The sequence below is a fragment of the Paenibacillus sp. 2TAB26 genome, assembly GCF_052115145.1.
In the GTDB taxonomy this organism is placed as follows: Bacteria; Bacillota; Bacilli; order Paenibacillales; family Paenibacillaceae; genus Pristimantibacillus.
Map to the genome: position 1 here is coordinate 145,481 of NZ_JBFRGC010000001.1, position 17,167 is coordinate 162,647.

The window sequence follows — 17,167 nt, forward strand, 5'->3', positions numbered from 1 at the left end:
TCTATTAAATTAATATAAGATAGAAGTTGAAAATGGACAGAAACGACTAATCGTTTCTGTCCTTTTTTGACGGTCTTAAATATCTTGGAATTCGATATTTGAGTATTTCTCGATCTTAAATAAAAGTTGTAGATATGCAATTATATTCAGATAAAAATTTTTACGTATTTAACGTATCGCTTTATTATATAAGGAATAATCTTTTACATGTACATGAGTAATACGAAGTTTAAAAAGGTTTATATATGCAAAAATAAAAGTTGATCATTCCTGTTAACTAGAATCAAATGAATAAATAGAAGCGAAAACGGAGCGGCAATGAGGCAGTGTGAAATATGCTGATTTATGATACCGTTCGTGCCACCATTCTGATGATTGGCGAAGCACAAAGTAACCATCGTCAATACACATTCCAGCCTGTTGGATTGTGTGTTTTTCAAATGAAACTATACCGGCTCAGAACGTGCGCTTGCAGATATATTTTTTGAAAAAGGTTATACTACCCATCGGAGCAATAGATAAGTCGCAGACAGCTTAGATTACTACAGGAGGAATGGCTTATGAAGGATCAAAAACAAGAAGGAGCCTCGCAAAGCGGGGAGAGCGGTACAGGGGAGCGGTTTACTTCCTCAGGATTTATTTTGGCGGCAATAGGAAGTGCGGTCGGACTCGGCAACATGTGGAGGTTCCCGTATATTACAGGTAAATATGGAGGAGCGGCCTTTTTTCTTCTATTTTTTATATGCATGCTGCTAGTAGGACTGCCGGTGCTGCTAGCAGAACTATCAGTAGGTCGAGGCGGCCGCGGCAATGCGTCCTCTTCGTTCACTCGGCTGGGCGCGCATAAGCTGTGGAGCGGCTTCGGCGTTATTATCATTTTGGGAGCGTTCGTTATATTGTCTTTCTATGCGATAGTCGCAGGCTGGACTTTGCATTATGCGATGTTGTCTTTTACAGGGCAGCTGTTTGAAAATAATGATTTTGCGCAGCAGTTCAGTGATCTTAATGGAAGCTGGATGCCGGTATTCTGGCAATTCATCGTCTTGCTTCTAACGGGCCTCATCATTATTCGAGGTGTATCGGCAGGCATTGAAAAGGTTAATAAAATTTTTATTCCAGGGCTGCTTGTATTGCTCATTGTACTTTGTGTGCGTGTTATGTTTCTGGATGGAGCCGGCGAAGGCGCGGCCTTTTTCCTAAAGCCTGACTTTAGCAAGCTGACAGCGGAGTCTGCATTCGTGGCGCTTGGCCATGCTTTCCTATCCCTTTCCCTTGGCATGGGTACCATTATTACTTATGGGGCGTACGTGGATAAACGGCAGTCGCTTTCTCTAGCAACAGCAGCAGTAGGTACAGGCAATATTGTTTATGCACTTCTTGCAGGACTGATTATCTTCCCTACTACCTTTGCATTTGGACTCGAGGCTTCGCAAGGCCCTGGTCTCGTATTCGTAGCCTTGCCTGCAGCATTCTCAGCTATGCCGTTAGGGTGGCTGTTTGGAGGGCTGTTCTTCGTAATGATCGCCTTTGCTTCACTTACTTCAACCATCTCACTGCTTGAGGTGCCGGTTGCTTTCGTTCGTGAGAAATTTGGCTGGAGCCGAAGCTTTTCAGTTATTTTGTTATCCATTCTTTGCTTCGTTATTGGGGTGCCATCGGCTTTATCGCTTGGTGACAAAATACCTTGGCTTACGTTTGGCGGAAAGTCGTTTTTTGACTGGGTTGATTTTGTATGCACTAACATCGTTCTGCCGCTTGGCGGACTAGTCGTTACTATATTTGTCGGGTATGTATGGAAAGGCGGAGCTAAGGAGTCAGGCTTGTCTGCATGGTGGCTGCGAGTATGGTTATTCATGCTGCGTTATGTGGCGCCTATTCTGGTATTGCTCGTATTTCTTTATTCTTCCGGCATTATTTCGTTCTAGTGCTCTGGATTGCTAGGCTCGGGAGCGTGCTCTGAAAGTGGCTGATACATACTAAGTATTATAATTTGACGGGAATTTGTGTATTATAAGAGGATAAATATTTTCCGTGGGAAAGGTTGGTCGCAGATGGAGAATGCAGTAGATAACAAGTCCTCATCCTCGAATTTTATAAAAAGCATCGTAGTCGAAGATTTGAAGAGCGGCCAAGTGAAAGAAATCGTCACTCGTTTTCCGCCAGAGCCAAATGGCTATTTGCATATTGGACATGCCAAGTCGATTTGCTTGAACTTTGAGCTGGCTGATGAGTTCAAGGGCAAGACAAACTTGCGTTTTGACGATACGAATCCGTTAAAAGAAGATACTGAGTATGTAGAGTCCATCCAAGAGGATGTTCGCTGGCTTGGCTTCGAATGGGACGACCTTCGCTTTGCTTCCGATTATTTTGAAGAGCTTTACAATCGTGCGGTGTTTCTTATTCAAAAGGGCAAAGCATATGTATGTGATCTGACAGCTGAGCAAATGCGCGAATATCGCGGCACGTTGACTGAGCCAGGCAAGGAAAGCCCGTATCGGAACCGTACAGTAGAGGAAAACCTTGATTTGTTCGCACGCATGCGCGCAGGCGAATTTAAGGACGGCGAAAAGGTGCTGCGCGCAAAAATTGATATGGCTTCACCGAACATCACATTGCGTGATCCTGTGCTGTATCGCATTGCGCATACGCATCATCACCGTACGGGAGATGCTTGGTGCATCTATCCGATGTATGACTATGCTCACCCGCTAAGCGATGCCATTGAAGGCATCACGCATTCGATCTGTACGCTGGAATTTGAGGACCACCGTCCACTCTATGATTGGACGATAGCTGAATGTGAGATGGCTTCCACACCGCATCAATATGAATTTGCCCGCTTGAACGTAACGAACACCGTTATGAGCAAGCGCAAGCTGAAGCAATTGGTGGATGAAGGGGCAGTAGACGGCTGGGATGATCCGCGTATGCCAACGATCAGCGGTTTGCGCCGCAAAGGCTATACACCGGAATCGCTGCGTGCTTTCTGCCGTGAGATCGGTGTATCGAAGAGCAACAGCCTAGTGGATGAGCGCAACCTGGAGCATTTTATAAGAGAAGACTTGAAGCTGAAGGCGCTTCGTACGATGGCTGTATTGCGTCCGCTTAAAGTGGTCATTACAAACTATCCAGAAGGTCAAACCGAACTGCTTGATGCCGAAAATAATGCGGAAAACGAAGAGATGGGAATCCGTCAAATTCCGTTTTCGCGTGAGATATACATTGAACAGGATGATTTCATGGAAAATCCTCCGAACAAATATTTCCGACTGTTCCCTGGCAATGAAGTGCGCCTAAAACATGCTTACTTCATTACATGCCAAGAGGCGATCAAGGATGCAGAGGGCAATGTGATTGAGCTGCGCTGTACCTATGACGTGAAGACGAAGAGCGGATCCGGCTTTAATGAACGTAAAGTGAAAGGCACCATTCATTGGATTGAGGCTTCTCAGGCGATAGCTGCTGAGTTCCGTTTGTTTGAACCGCTCATTACGAGCGAAGCGGAAGATGAAGGCAAACCTTTCATGGAATGCATCAACCCGAATTCACTTGAAGTATTGCAAGGCTTTGTTGAGCCTAATATGAAAGATGCTGTCGGCGGCGATAAATTCCAATTTTTCCGTCACGGCTACTTTAATGTAGATCCGAAGGATACAACAAGTGAGAAGCTTGCCTTCAACCGAATCGTTTCATTAAAGAGCTCGTTCGATCCGTCCAAGGCGTAAACCCGTCAAAAATAATACAAGCCTGCCTTGCCTGAGTGCTCGGCAGGCTTTCTTTCTGTTTAGAGGGGGATGAGAAGATGGCGAAGCATGATATTTATGGCTTAATACTAGCTGGAGGCTTAAGCACGAGAATGGGAGCTGACAAAGCGCTGCTGCTTATTGAAGGCAAACCGCTCCTATATCGTCTCGTACAACAGCTAACAGAGCTTGTGCAGCATGTAGTTGTCTCAGTAGGAACGCCTCAGCGTGAAGAGCTTTATCGTAAAAGCCTTGAAGAATTAGGAGAGAAGGTAAGCTTCGTGACGGATCATTATCCAAAATGCGGCCCGTTATCGGGAATGCACGCGGGCTTGTCCATGATTGCAGAGGGTTATGTATTTGTTATGGCGTGTGATATGCCGCAATTGTCCGAAGGATTGCTGGCTGAGCTAATGACTCATGTGGAAAAAGGGGTAGACGTAATCCATGCGTCTGACCAGCCTTTTCATGCTCTCTATCATGCTAGCATTGCCATTCAAATAGAAGAAGCGCTAAAGGATCAAGACTATCGTCTCATGGGTCTATTGCGCCGGCTTCAAACCATCGATGTTTCTCTGCTAGAGCAGCATGGTGTATCTGTTTTTACGAATCTCAACACGCCTGAAGATTATAACAAGTATAGGCAGGGACAAGGGGACTGAAGAAGCTCACCCTCTATAGGCGGAATTAGACGGAATCTACCATGCAGCATAGATGCTTAAACATTCAGCGATGTGATATAATTTGTCAAAGTTGTAATAGGCCTATTTAAAGCAGCATCCATCTAGACGTAGAAGGGTAAGAGGTGGCAGGTATGACCAAAGAACTCAAATATGAAATTATCGATGCGCAGCTAAGTGATCTGGGGCGTATTGTTGATATTTATAATTCAACAATTGCAAGCAGAATGGTGACGGCTGATCTTGAGCCAGCTACTGTAGCTAGCAAAAAAGCGTGGTTTGATGACCATTCTCCTGATTTCAGGCCGCTATGGGTATTAACGATTGAAGGGGAAATCGCAGCTTGGTTTAGTTTCCAATCGTTTTATGGCAGGCCGGCTTACAATGCGACTGCCGAGATAAGCATTTATATAGCGGAAGAATACCGCAAGCTTGGTCTTGGAACGGTACTGATTCAGAAAGCGATTGAGGCAAGTCCGGGCTTGGGGATAAATACGCTGCTTGGTTTTGTATTTGGACATAATGAGCCGAGCCTCGCTCTGCTTCGTAAGTTTGGATTTGAGGTTTGGGGTCATTTGCCTAAGGTAGCGGTACTGGACGGTGTAGAAAGAGATCTGGTGATCTCGGGGAGGCGTATATGAAGCGAACGCTTGTGATTAGTGATATTCATGGATGTTATACACCTTTTAATGATTTGCTTGAACGTATGAATTATTGTCCCGGCGAGGATCAGCTTATGCTGCTTGGTGATTTCGTTGATCGGGGTCCGCAAAGCAGAGAAGTGGTGGAGCAGGTCATCGGCTTAGTCCAAAAGGATGGAGCAATTGCCATTCAAGGCAATCACGACGAGAGGCTCGTTGATGTTATGCTGGAGCGAAGCGAGCAGGCGCTGCTTAAGTTTACCGGCCATGGCGGCAGGCAAACCGCAGAGAGCTATGCTGGCATTAAGCAAGGTCCGATTGAGTATGTTATCGATCAAGCCAAAATGGCTGTTCAGGAGCGTTACGCGCATCATATGACTTTTCTGGACAACCTGCCCTATTATCATGAGGATGAACACTTTATATATGTACATGCGGGTCTTAATCCGAATTACTTGAATTGGAAAGAGCAGCCTGCCAGAGATTTTCTTTACATAAAACAACCATTCCTTGAGAGGCCGACCAATGTAAACAAAACGGTTATTTTCGGCCATACAAAAACCATCGATATTCATGGAAAACCAGATGTTTGGTTTGGCGCAGGGAAGATTGGCGTTGACGGAGGATGTGCAACAGGACATCAGCTTAACGGACTAGCGATTACAGGAGCGGCAGAGTTTAACGTGTATTCTGTCCCTTGGAGATTGTAGGGGATGCGCGGGTATTCGAAAGCCATATTCAAAAGCTCTCTGCTGAATATGTTGATTACCGTAATTGCTTTGTTCTACACCTTGATCATGTGCTGGCTTTTATTTCATCGTGGCCGTTATTTTGGCGAGGGGTATAACTATAATCTGGTACCGCTTTATACGATAAAAAAATATATCATCCATTATGATCATTTCAATCCTGATATTTGGTTCAAAAACTTATTCGGAAACATTGTCTTATTCATACCGATCGGCATATTCCTGCCCTTATTAAATAAGAAGTACTTGAAAGTATTTAGGCTGACAATGGTCACGATTATGTTGATTACAGCCGTTGAGCTTACTCAAATGTTAACGCGGGTGGGTAGCTTCGACATTGACGATATTATTCTTAATACGTTTGGCGCGCTGCTTGGGCTGCTGATGACTAGGCTTGTCGTTCGTCGGACTCTGTAATTAACAAATCTTTTAATGTTAAAATAATTGAAAAGAAGCGATAGAAATATCGATTACGAAAGGAAGAATTGTCATTGAGTAAATATTGGAGTCCGCTCACTGCTTCACTGGTGCCGTATGTTCCAGGCGAGCAGCCTAAGGATAAGACGTATATCAAACTGAATACGAATGAGAATCCGTACCCGCCATCTCCGAAGGTAATTGATGCGATCAAAGGAGCAGCTAATGCTGATCTGCGGCTATATCCTGATCCTACTTGCGAGGGGCTCGTGAAAGCAGCTGCCTCCTATTACGGATTGCGAGCAGAGCAAGTGTTTGCGGGCAACGGTTCTGATGAAATTTTAGCTTTTGCGTTCGCAGCTTTTTTTGATCCGGCTAAGACGGTACTGTTCCCTGATATTACTTACAGCTTCTATAAGGTGTATGCGAAGTTATATGGCTTGCAAACAGAGCTTATCGCATTGGACGAGCAATTTATCGTTCAAGTCGAAGCTTTCCATTCGGACAACGGTGGCATCATCATACCAAACCCAAATGCGCCAACGGCTCAATTGCTTCCGCTCGATGATATTCGTACATTGCTTGCAAGCAATCCCGATCAGGTTGTTATCATCGATGAGGCGTACATTGACTTCGGCGGACAATCAGCAGTGGAGCTTATTCACGACTATCCGAATTTGCTTGTCGTTCAAACACTCTCGAAATCCCGTTCGCTCGCTGGCCTTCGCGTTGGTTTTGCTTTTGGCAGCGAGGAGTTGATTGATGGATTGAATCGAATCAAAAATTCATTTAATTCCTATACGATGGATCGGCTTGCTTTGGCAGGCGCCATTGCTGCTCTTGAGGATGACGCTTATTTCCGAGATACGACGGAGAAGGTCATTGCTACACGAGAACGTGTAACGGAGCAGGTGAAGGAGCTCGGCTTTGCTGCAACAGACTCGAAGGCAAACTTCGTCTTCATTTCGCATAAAACGATAGCAGCTAAGGACATTTTTGTGCAGCTGCGCGATAAGGGCGTGCTGGTCCGGTATTTCGATCAACCTCGGATTAATGAATATTTGCGGGTGAGCATCGGAACGGATGAAGAAATGGATGCCTTTATTCGGGCACTCCAAGAAATCGTAGGCGAGTAATGGAAGAGGTTACGAAGGAGCAATTGTTGTTTCGGCGGTCGATGCGGTTGGTACTAGTTTTAAGTGCCATCTATGCTGCAGTGAGCAATGTGTTTCTATATACAGCTTATTATTATAGTGGGATTGTGGAGCAGAGCTACATCATTTGCATGATTATGATTATTGCGTTCGCTTTGCCGATCGTAAAGTTTTTTCGAAATCAGCATTGGTACTTTCCGATCTTCATATTTTTGTTCTGGATCCCGTTTAGCGTGCTTCTCGCATTTATACTAAGCCAAGTGCTTCCTCTTTCGGACAATACGGTCGATTTTGGACTGCTGCTTGTTTACTGCCTTATTTTGAACGTTATCGTTACGCTGCTTGGCATTACACTCGGCATGATCTTTAATGGAGGATCTACCCTTTGGAAGAAATATAGCCAAGCCTCAAAGCAATAACAATAAAGCCATGTATGATCTCCAATGAAGGGGGAGCATGCATGGCTTTATTTGATGATAGTTATTTTCATCTTGACTAAATGATAATTTCATTTTAAAATTTGTAAAAACTAACGTTCGTTAGGCAGGGGAACGAAAGCGGATCGGAGGGAATGACATGAGTTCTGAATTAACAACGTCGGAACGAATAAAGCTGGCGGCGCTGACGATGTTTGCAGAATCAGGCTATGAGGGGGCATCCTTGTCAGAAATTGCTAAGGCAGTGGGCATTAAGACGCCGTCCATATATGCACATTATAAATCAAAAGAACAACTGTTCTTGCAGCTCATTCAGGAAATGATTGTTGAAGAGCATAATCAGTTTATAGAGCTTCTTCAAGATATGGAACAGGCGCCGATTAAGGAGCAAGTACATCGACTGTTTACTTTTTTTACCGATCTCACTCATTTAACGACAGGTCAAGCTTTCTTGAAAAAAACGATGCTTGTACCGCCGCGCCATTTGCGCGAACAGCTCAATCAAGATTTATTGCGCTATGAGTATGAACTGAACAAGGGAATTATTAGCGTGCTGGAAAAGGGAGCGTCACAAGGGTTGTTTAACCTGGAAGAGACGGAACGGTTAATTGCTACCTTTTATGTATGTGTAGATGGCATCCTTGTTGAGAATCAAATATATGGAAAAGAGCTGCTTGAGAAAAGGAAGCAAATGGTGTGGCAATCATTATGGCAGATTTGGACGATGACAGCGAGAGAGGATTGAAAAAAATGCAATGGGTCTTTTTATTATTAGCGGGGTTTCTTGAGGTAGGCTGGACGTTTGGCCTCAAATATTCGGAGGGCTTTACAGTGCTTGTGCCAAGCATAATAACAGTGGTGCTGCTTGTCATAAGCTTTATGCTGTTTGCTCGCGCAATGCGTACGATAGAGATTGGCGTTGCCTATGCAATGTTTACGGGAATTGGAACAGTAGGCACTGTTCTCGCAGGTATTATTATACTGAATGAGCCGGCTGATTTTTGGCGTTTGTTCTTTATCGCATTGCTTGTAGGGGGCATAGTTGGACTTAAGCTTGTGTCAAATGACAAGCCAGCTCCTGACAAAGCACCAAAGGCTGTAACCAACATAGAACAAGATAAGGTGGGTTCATAAAATGGCATGGGTCTTTTTAATCATATCAGGCTTCGGCGAGGTCGCCGGTGTTACTTTCATGAAGCTCTCTGATGGCTTTAAGCGCTGGAAGGGAACGGTAGGGGCGATTGGCGCTGGTTTCGTGAGCTTTTTCTTCTTATCTAAAGCGTTACAGACGATTCCAATTAGTACGGCATATGGGATATGGACCGGAATCGGCTCGATAGGCAGCGTAGTGCTGGGTATGGTCATTTTTGGAGAGTCGAGAAATTGGCGCAAGATGTTGTTTCTCTCTATGATTATCTCAGGCGTTATCGGGCTGAAAGTAGTAAGTGGAGGCCATTAGGATCAAGTTTGAAGCGAGACCGTACAAAAGGGCTGTAAAGCTTTTTGGTGCGGTCTTTATTTTTGCAGCTCCTGGTCTTACAATGAAAGGAAAGCATGTATGTAGATAGGGAGAAGAGGAGTACTTACTATGGAGGAGAAGCAGCTGAATACGTTTATTGCTCTTATGGAGCAGTCATTGCTCTCGGAGCTTGTGCTTGATAGCGTTGACCCCACAAATCCAATCCGAGTAGCGGAGACGCCGCGCGGTTGGAGACTGCTTGGGGCGGGCAATTACGCTGGCGTATTTACACATCAGGATTATTCGGATATAGCTGTGAAGGTTTATGCGCCAGGCCGCGACGGCTGGGAGAGTGAATGCGAGGTTTACCGGCGAATTGGCACGCATCCTGCCTTTTCAACTTGTTATCATGCCGGAGAATATAAAGGCCATTATTATTTGATTTTAAAGCGATTAAAGGGAAAGACCTTATATCAGTGCATCATTGATGGAGCAGCAATACCAAAAAAGGCGATAGAAGATATTGATCAAGCGCTGGAGTATGCAAGATCCCGTGGTTTGTTCCCGCATGATGTGCATGGAAAAAATGTAATGATTAAGGATGGAAGAGGCATCGTGCTTGATATTTCAGATTTTTTGAAGGAAGAGCCGTGCACGATGTGGGATGATTTGAAGAAAGCCTACAATCGTATTTACATGCCTTTTCTATCCAAAAAACCGATTCCGGTTCCCGAATGGGTGCTGAACGGCGTCCGTAAGGGCTATCGTTTTATGAGGAATTCATCCGTAGTGGGACGCTCGTCCTAGGGAAGCAGCACAAGCAGCGGCYGCCCTGCAAGGGTGCCGCTGCTTGGCAAAGCTTTGCCGCACATCTTAATGTTCCTCGTCAAACGCGTCCAGCAGCGTCTTGGCGAGATCGGCATCCTTTTTAAGCACATGAATCCGTTTCAAGGAATTGCCCTCAATGGTGATTTTGGTTTTCAAACCATTTGTTTTGAAATGAGCTTCCAATCGGTCTATGAGCTCCGATCTAGAACCCCCTTCCGTACGAATGACTATCCATCGATTCCAAAATAACGCCATTATGCGTCACCTCCTTAAAGTTTTACAATGTAAAACTAGTGTAGGAAGCCATGTGCCCATTGGATTTGAATGTCTTCTTATACGTTCAAATCAATTAAGGATGCACCTTTCATATTTATTCAGCAGAAGCCTTCAAACATGACAGAAAACCCAAAAAAACATTTGCCTTTAATCCAAAATCTGTTGGGGAATAACGTGATTGCTCCTGCCGTATCCTAAGAAAGTGAGATGGCGACCTGACCTATTGACAAACTTAACTGTAACGGATAAAATTACAGTATAAAGCAGGGAGGCCCTTAAACAGTGAACAGCGAATTTACGATTGCCGTACACAGTCTCGTTTACTTGGCTTATTTACCGGAAAGAATGGCTAGCAGTGATATGATCGCCGAGAATGTCGGCACACATTCTGCTCGTGTTCGCAAGGTAATGGGTGGTTTGCGCCGCAGTGGATATGTTGATACCCGTGAAGGCTCAGGAGGCGGCTATAGGCTGACGATTGACCCTAATGTGGTAACACTTGCCGATATCTATCGCGTGATGGCACAAGGCTCGCTAATTCCGAGCTGGTGCTCGGGCAACCCAGAGATGGATTGTGTTGTTGGGTCGAATATGAATCAAGTGATGTTCGGCATATTTTGTACAGCGGAGAAGCAGCTGGAAAGTCATTTTAGCGCGATTACGATTCAGGATGTGTTGAAGCAAATTCACGCATGCGGTTAGCAAATGATGTTTCATTTAACGGTGAGACGGGTATTCCCTTTATCATACACATTGTTTGGAGAGGATGATTGAAATGGCAGTAGCATTGACGAAAGAAAACTTTAACGAGTCCATTCAAAACGGCGTTTCCCTTGTAGATTTCTGGGCACCTTGGTGTGGACCTTGCAAAATGCAGCTACCAATCGTTGAGGAGCTTTCCGCTGAGCTGGAAGGCCAAGCAGTAATTGCTAAAATTAACGTTGACGAGCAGCCAGAACTTGCTTCACAATTCGGCGTTATGAGTATCCCAACATTGATTTTGTTCAAAGACGGTCAACCCGTTGACAAAATGGTTGGCGTACAATCCAAAGATGCTTTGAAAGCAAAAATTTCCGGCCAAATGTAAGCAACATTTTGTAATAAATAACCGTCTTAATATCGTCTGGTATCAGTGAGTAACTGGTGTCAGGCGATATTTTTTTTCTGGAAACTCTCATTTTTAATAAGATAATATTGGTATAAAAGGTACTAAGTGTGAATGTAAAATTCGACCTAATTAAGCAAATGTTAAGGAAATAATAAGCGTTTATACCAACCTTATCTGTTGCTTTATACTAATTTAGTTAGTAGAATTAAAAATAATTGTACGCAGCAGCGTACCCTAACTTTGATTTATGGAGTGGTGATGTAGTGAACGCAGTCAGTACGAAAAAGGACAAAACGGTTACCGGAGAGTCCCTGCGGCAAGGTATGACATCTTCAAAAATTTTGATCATTATTCCGGCTTATAATGAAGAGCATAGCATAAGCCATGTGATACATGATGTGAAGACACATTGCCCATCTGCTCATATTCTGGTCATTAATGATGGCTCCAAAGACCGTACACGTGAAGTAGCTGAAGCGAATGGTGCTTCTGTTATTACACTTCCGACCAATTTGGGCATCGGCGGAGCTATGCAGACGGGATATCGTTATGCCCACCGCTATGACTATGATGTTGCCGTTCAAGTGGATGGTGACGGTCAGCATAAGGCGGAGCAGCTTCATTTGATTTTGGACCCCGTGCTTAGCGGGAAAGCGGATTTGGCGATTGGTTCACGTTTTATTGAACAAACCGGCTTCTTGTCCTCTGCAACGCGCAGAGTCGGTATCAAGATTTTATCTACTATTGTTACTGCAATGACACGCAAACGTGTGCTGGACGTTACCTCAGGGTTTCGCGCTGCAAATAAACGTGCGATTGCTGTATTCCAAAGCGATTATGCGACAGACTATCCAGAAGTGGATTCCATCGTGCTCATTCATCGCAGCGGATTGCGTACAAGCGAGGTAGCAGTCGTAATGGAAGCACGTACAGGCGGTACGTCATCAATAAATGCGATGCGTTCGGTTTATTATATGGTTAAGGTAACATTGTCGCTATTCATTCGCAGCTTGAAAGCAACGAAGCCAGTCGAGGTTCAATCTTAGAAAAATGCTTACGATGAGAGTTTGCTCTGCAAACTTTAAGGAGGATACACCATGCAAGCCTTGTGGATTATCACAAGTGTGGTTTTTTTGTTCGTGCTGATTATGTTGATTAACCGGAGGTTGCTCCGTGAGCAGTATTCTATGCTCTGGTTGTTGTTTGGTGTAGTAATGCTGATATTGTCCGTACGCGTCCAGATTATTGATACGCTGGCCCACGCGATTGGTATCGCTTATGCGCCGGCATTGCTTTTTCTAGTCGGAATTTTATTTTGTATTATGCTTATTTTGCATCTTACAGTCATTGTATCCAAATTGTCGGAGAAGGTTATTCGTCTTACACAAGAGCTTGGAATTTTACATCACGAGCTGCATGAGCGCAAAAGGTCGGATTCATAATGGCATATATCATATTGTTTCTTAATATTTTGCTGCTTGTTTCTGGCCAGTTATTGTGGAAAACAGGAATGAACAAAATGGATACGGCGAAAGGCGACACATGGGTATCGTTATTGTGGTCGCCTCATATATGGTCAGGACTTGTTTTGTACGGAATTGCTACCGTTCTTTGGTTGTACGTACTCAAGAAGCTGCCGCTTAGCCTTGCCTATCCGCTGCAAAGCTTGGCTTATGTAATAGCGCTGGTTGCAGCTGTATTTATATTTAACGAATCGGTACCGCTGCAGCGTTGGATAGGCGCAGCTATTATTTTGGCGGGTGTAATTGTACTCGCTTGGAAATAAGCCGCTTTCAACATTGGGGAGGATCAATTTACGTGGTGGAATGGGTTAGGAAAAACAAAGCATGGACGATAGCGATCGTTCTTATTTTTATGCTTGCCTTGTGGCTGAGGGTTGATTTTCTTACATCGGTCAAACATAACATTTCACATGATTCGAAGTATTACGATGAGATGGTGCACCGGTTGCTTGATGAAGGCATTTACGCCTACAAGGAAGAGGTCTCAAATGCAAGGGTAACACCGGGTTATCCACTTTTTATGACGGGTATGTATTTGGCGGCTGATCAAATCGGCGTAGAGCCGTTCCCTCTTATTCGCTGGGTACAGGTGTTAATTAGCATGGCTACACTCATTATCATTTATATGATTGCGATGCAGGCAACAAGAAACAAATGGGTGGCAATTGTAGCGTTTTTTATTAGTGCAATTTATCATCCCTTCATTTGGGCAAATGGAGCAGTTCTCACAGAAACGCTCGCATTATTTCTCTTAATGGCCTATCTGTCTATGCAGTTATATGCCTTTCGTACCGAACGAAAGCGTGATGCTGCGTTAGCGGGAATCTTGTTAGGCCTGACAGTACTTGTTAGGGCGGAATTTTTACCGATTTTTGTTCCTTTGTACGGAGTGTTTTTGCTGCAGAAATGGTTCAAGAAGAAATCGGGTGTGCAGACCGAGGTTATATCCAAATGGGCTATTTTCAAAAAAGTTCTATTAATGGGTGTTATTACTGGACTATGCTTATCGGCTACGATGCTTCCTTGGTGGGTAAGAAATGTCGTTTCATTAAATGAATTTGTATTGACTGCTTCTCAGTCCAATCCGTTCAAAGCGGGTACTTATCCGAATAAAGATTATACAGACAAGATCGTTGATCCAACGGGATTGACGCAGGATGAGGTTGCATGGGCGCGCATCAAGGCCGGTTTCACGCAGCAAACCTGGAAATATGTAAAATGGTATACGGTAGGAAAGCTTAAATATACTTATACGCATATGTTCTTCGGCTCAGGTCATTCTCCTATGTACCATGCCTATCCGAAGGTAGCATACTTACATGTACTGATTATATACAGCACGATTATTCCTCTGCTTGCGCTTATATGGAGATGGAGACATCCTGCAGCCATGCTGGCGGTGGTCATCTTCGTCATGACGATGATTAGGCTTGTGTTCGTACCGGAATATCGATATAACTTTACCGTTATGCCCCTGTTTATTATATTGTTCTCTTGGCTCGGTATTTATATTTTGCAAAAAATATGGGCATATATTGAACGTAGAAAAACGGCGTAGCAGCTTTAACTGTATATTGTAAAAGACTGCCTAAAGGACAAGCGCCTTGGGCAGTCTTTTTTCGCTTATTGTGCAACTTCCGCAATGTATGGCGCGTCTAATTTATGAATAAATTGGAAAAGCATTGGAGGGTGAAGCAGTGAGGATCAATCATCGAAAGAGGCTTGCGGTAGTGCTATCAACAGCGATGCTTATGAGTATGTTGCCAGCAACGGCATTTGCTGAAAGCTCAAACAAGCCAGCAGTGACGAATGCAGCAGCAAATGCCGTGCCATCGTCGGAAGGAGACATCATGAAAGAAGGATTTGCAGCTCCAGTTGATGTAGCAATAACGAAAGAGAAAGCGGAAGCACTAGCGAGACAGTATGTAAGCATTCCGAAGGAGTATGTCCTCCAAGGGGCTAGTCTTAATATGGAAGTGATGGCTAGCGGCAAACGCAATGCTTGGGGACTGGATTTCGTGAAAAAGGTGAACGGCAAGCACCTGGGAAGCATCTACGTTCGTATTCATGCGGATAAAGGTCAGCTTCTGGAGTTCAACTCTTATACCGATAACCCATCTGCCAAACCAACGTATCCGCTTAAGGTTGAACGTGATGCCGCTCAGCAGATTGCGCTCCAATTCATAGATAAAATCGCAGCTGATTATAAAGGACAAATTCAGTACAATCCTGACTATGGTGTTCAACTGCGTCCACCGCTAACGGGTGAGGTTGTGCATTCCATTCGTTATGATCGGTTGGTGAATGACATACCCTATGTAGATAACTACATAGAGCTTGAAGTGGATAGTGAGGGGCATGTCCGAAGATTTTCCTTGCAATGGGATGATACAATTATTTTCCCAAAAGTAGATGCAAAGCTGTCGGCAGCAGAAGCAAATGAAAAGCTGAGAGCAGCAGCAGCTCCACTGTTAGCTTATATCGTGCCTTACAATATGCAGGGGAAAAGGAAACCTTTGCTTAGTTACGAGCTTCAGCCTATATCGATCGATGCGGTGACTGGCCAGTTAAAGGATCAGTCGAGAGACAATTATTTTAGAGCGGGAACGATATCGGAAACTCCTATATCCGAGAAACCTTTAGGTGAAAAGCCTAAGGCGGGGGCAGTTACCGAGAAGCAAGCGATAGATGCGGTAAAAGCTGCTTTTGCGCTGCCGGCAGGGGTGGAGCTTAATGGTTCCAACTACAGTGAAAATAGTAATGAGAGCACGGGTGAAACCGAAGCCTATTGGCAGCTGAATTGGACAGTGAAAAAGGATGGCAAGGAAGTGGGCTCAGCTTCAGCTTCCGTTAACGGTCGCACTGGAGAGGTTCGCCATTTCAATACGTATATGTATAACGAACAAAGTCAATCAGGCGGGACAAAGGTGACGCTAGAGCAAGCGTCAACAGCAGCGGTAGAAGCGATTAAGAAACGTCTGCCATGGCTAACGGATGAGCTATATTTGGTCAAACCTGATCCGAAGCAATATGAGGGGATTGTCGCAGGGCAACCTAGTCAATACTATTTCAATTTTGTACACAAAATCTATGGCGCAGTGGTTGAATATGACAACATTAACTTGTCGATTCATTCAAGCACTGGGGAAGTTGTAAATTACGATGCTAATTTGTCGAACTTTGAATATCCAGCTGAGGCTCCTGCCTTGATTAAGAAGGAGCAGGCTGTTGACAACTGGCTGAATTATTACCGAACACAGCTTACGTATCGGCTTGTGCAAAGCTTCAAATGGAACGGGCAGCCTATTCCAATTGAGAAATATAAGCTGATGATTGCTTCAGGTGAAATAAGAGGCGACGAAGTGGATAGAAAGACAGAAGCAGAACTAGTTTACCAATTAGTGCCTAAGCTTATGGATGAGTCGGTGTTCCTCGATGCAGTGACGGGCGGCTGGCGAAATCGGGAAACAGGTGATGTCACGCAGCTCGAGAAGCCGAAGGCTAAGGATATTGATGGACACTTTGCACAGCGTCAGCTTGAACTAATGGTTGCATACAAAGCGCTTGATGTGAAAGATGGTCTTGTGCGTCCTAATGAGGCGGTTACACGCGGAGAGCTGATTAAAATGCTGGTACTAGCGCGCAGCAGCGGAGTATCGCCGCTCTCGATGTCCTTCAGTAATCGGCTTGGTGGTAAAGCCTCATTTAATGATGTAGCTGCGGATTCCAGCTATTTCGTTTATGTTGAAAGTGCATTGGAACAAAATTTGATAGATGTTGGGGATGGCTCCTTTAACCCTAGCGGTAAAGTATCCCGTGATGAGATGGCGGAGCTGATCGTGCGAGCACTTGGTTATAATGCGCTTGCGAATTACGATCATATTTTTAAAGCCTCGTTTAAAGACTCGGATCAGATCCAGAATAAGGGGCAGGCAGCCATTGTTGTAGGTCTCAAAATTATGAGCTTATCGGATGGCAAGTTTTTGCCTAAGAAACAAGTGACGCGAGGCGAAGCATCGGTAGCGTTTTTCCGTTACCTTCAATCGCGCGCAGAGCTGCAAGAAGCGCCGCTTCGGATGTAATGTATTCTTAATACAAGAAACCTGGATTCTACAAGTGGATGATACGCTTGCAGAACCCAGGTTTTTTATA

At 44.5% G+C, this 17,167-nt stretch carries 20 protein-coding genes; 19 read left to right on the top strand and 1 reads right to left on the bottom strand.

Annotation, left to right across the window (positions count from 1 at the left end):
* The first annotated feature begins 560 nt into the window (after nt 1-560).
* From AB4Z50_RS00615 to AB4Z50_RS00670, 12 genes are all read left to right on the top strand, one after another.
* Complete coding sequence (locus AB4Z50_RS00615) at nt 561-1,925, top strand: sodium-dependent transporter (protein WP_076266294.1); 1,365 nt, start codon at nt 561-563, stop codon at nt 1,923-1,925.
* A 126-nt stretch (nt 1,926-2,051) separates the two neighbouring features.
* Nucleotides 2,052-3,725: a glutamine--tRNA ligase/YqeY domain fusion protein gene (locus AB4Z50_RS00620; protein ID WP_076266293.1), complete on the top strand. Its 1,674-nt coding sequence runs from the start codon at nt 2,052-2,054 to the stop codon at nt 3,723-3,725.
* 77 nt (nt 3,726-3,802) lie between these two features.
* Entirely contained in the window at nt 3,803-4,405 is a 603-nt protein-coding gene (mobA, locus tag AB4Z50_RS00625) for a molybdenum cofactor guanylyltransferase (RefSeq protein ID WP_441874669.1), read from the top strand.
* A 152-nt stretch (nt 4,406-4,557) separates the two neighbouring features.
* Complete coding sequence (locus tag AB4Z50_RS00630) at nt 4,558-5,064, top strand: GNAT family N-acetyltransferase (protein WP_076266291.1); 507 nt, start codon at nt 4,558-4,560, stop codon at nt 5,062-5,064.
* Nucleotides 5,061-5,774 (top strand): metallophosphoesterase family protein, encoded by a 714-nt coding sequence (locus AB4Z50_RS00635; RefSeq protein WP_441874670.1) that lies wholly within the window; start codon nt 5,061-5,063, stop codon nt 5,772-5,774. Before AB4Z50_RS00630 ends, AB4Z50_RS00635 begins: the two co-directional genes overlap by 4 nt.
* Nucleotides 5,775-5,777: 3 nt before the next feature.
* Nucleotides 5,778-6,230, top strand: coding sequence for a VanZ family protein (locus AB4Z50_RS00640; RefSeq protein WP_430056814.1), 453 nt, complete (start codon nt 5,778-5,780; stop codon nt 6,228-6,230).
* A gap of 74 nt (nt 6,231-6,304) precedes the next feature.
* A complete protein-coding gene (gene hisC / locus AB4Z50_RS00645; protein ID WP_441874671.1) occupies nt 6,305-7,366 on the top strand; it encodes a histidinol-phosphate transaminase in 1,062 nt (353 codons plus the stop codon).
* A 41-nt stretch (nt 7,367-7,407) separates the two neighbouring features.
* Nucleotides 7,408-7,803 carry a hypothetical protein gene (locus AB4Z50_RS00650; RefSeq protein ID WP_339205429.1) on the top strand — a complete coding sequence of 132 codons (396 nt, stop codon included), beginning with the start codon at nt 7,408-7,410 and terminating at the stop codon, nt 7,801-7,803.
* 157 nt (nt 7,804-7,960) lie between these two features.
* The gene (locus AB4Z50_RS00655) at nt 7,961-8,566 is read left to right on the top strand and encodes a TetR/AcrR family transcriptional regulator (RefSeq protein WP_441874672.1); all 606 of its coding nucleotides are present in this window, start codon (nt 7,961-7,963) and stop codon (nt 8,564-8,566) included.
* Nucleotides 8,518-8,955: a DMT family transporter gene (locus tag AB4Z50_RS00660; protein WP_305953866.1), complete on the top strand. Its 438-nt coding sequence runs from the start codon at nt 8,518-8,520 to the stop codon at nt 8,953-8,955. The genes AB4Z50_RS00655 and AB4Z50_RS00660 overlap by 49 nt, the downstream gene beginning before the upstream one ends.
* Nucleotide 8,956: 1 nt before the next feature.
* A complete protein-coding gene (locus tag AB4Z50_RS00665) occupies nt 8,957-9,280 on the top strand; it encodes a DMT family transporter (protein WP_076266284.1) in 324 nt (107 codons plus the stop codon).
* A gap of 129 nt (nt 9,281-9,409) precedes the next feature.
* The gene (locus tag AB4Z50_RS00670; RefSeq protein ID WP_076266283.1) at nt 9,410-10,087 is read left to right on the top strand and encodes a protein kinase family protein; all 678 of its coding nucleotides are present in this window, start codon (nt 9,410-9,412) and stop codon (nt 10,085-10,087) included.
* A gap of 66 nt (nt 10,088-10,153) precedes the next feature.
* Here the strand turns inward: AB4Z50_RS00670 and AB4Z50_RS00675 are convergent, their stop codons facing one another.
* Nucleotides 10,154-10,363, bottom strand: a complete 210-nt coding sequence (locus AB4Z50_RS00675; protein WP_441874673.1) for a hypothetical protein — start codon at nt 10,361-10,363, stop codon at nt 10,154-10,156.
* Nucleotides 10,364-10,666: 303 nt separating this feature from the next.
* Here AB4Z50_RS00675 and AB4Z50_RS00680 point away from each other — a divergent pair, with 303 nt between their 5' ends.
* From AB4Z50_RS00680 to AB4Z50_RS00710, 7 genes are all read left to right on the top strand, one after another.
* Nucleotides 10,667-11,086: an RrF2 family transcriptional regulator gene (locus AB4Z50_RS00680; protein WP_076266281.1), complete on the top strand. Its 420-nt coding sequence runs from the start codon at nt 10,667-10,669 to the stop codon at nt 11,084-11,086.
* 73 nt (nt 11,087-11,159) lie between these two features.
* On the top strand, nt 11,160-11,471 hold the full coding sequence (gene trxA / locus AB4Z50_RS00685) for a thioredoxin (RefSeq protein ID WP_054025488.1): 312 nt from the start codon (nt 11,160-11,162) through the stop codon (nt 11,469-11,471).
* Between the two features lie 284 nt (nt 11,472-11,755).
* Nucleotides 11,756-12,538, top strand: coding sequence for a glycosyltransferase family 2 protein (locus AB4Z50_RS00690; RefSeq protein ID WP_339205426.1), 783 nt, complete (start codon nt 11,756-11,758; stop codon nt 12,536-12,538).
* A 51-nt stretch (nt 12,539-12,589) separates the two neighbouring features.
* Nucleotides 12,590-12,934 carry a DUF2304 domain-containing protein gene (locus tag AB4Z50_RS00695; RefSeq protein WP_054025487.1) on the top strand — a complete coding sequence of 115 codons (345 nt, stop codon included), beginning with the start codon at nt 12,590-12,592 and terminating at the stop codon, nt 12,932-12,934.
* Entirely contained in the window at nt 12,934-13,278 is a 345-nt protein-coding gene (locus tag AB4Z50_RS00700; RefSeq protein ID WP_339205425.1) for an EamA family transporter, read from the top strand. The genes AB4Z50_RS00695 and AB4Z50_RS00700 overlap by 1 nt, the downstream gene beginning before the upstream one ends.
* 32 nt (nt 13,279-13,310) lie before the next feature.
* A complete protein-coding gene (locus AB4Z50_RS00705; protein ID WP_441874674.1) occupies nt 13,311-14,573 on the top strand; it encodes a phospholipid carrier-dependent glycosyltransferase in 1,263 nt (420 codons plus the stop codon).
* A 139-nt stretch (nt 14,574-14,712) separates the two neighbouring features.
* On the top strand, nt 14,713-17,097 hold the full coding sequence (locus AB4Z50_RS00710; RefSeq protein ID WP_441874675.1) for a YcdB/YcdC domain-containing protein: 2,385 nt from the start codon (nt 14,713-14,715) through the stop codon (nt 17,095-17,097).
* Nucleotides 17,098-17,167: the final 70 nt, after the last annotated feature.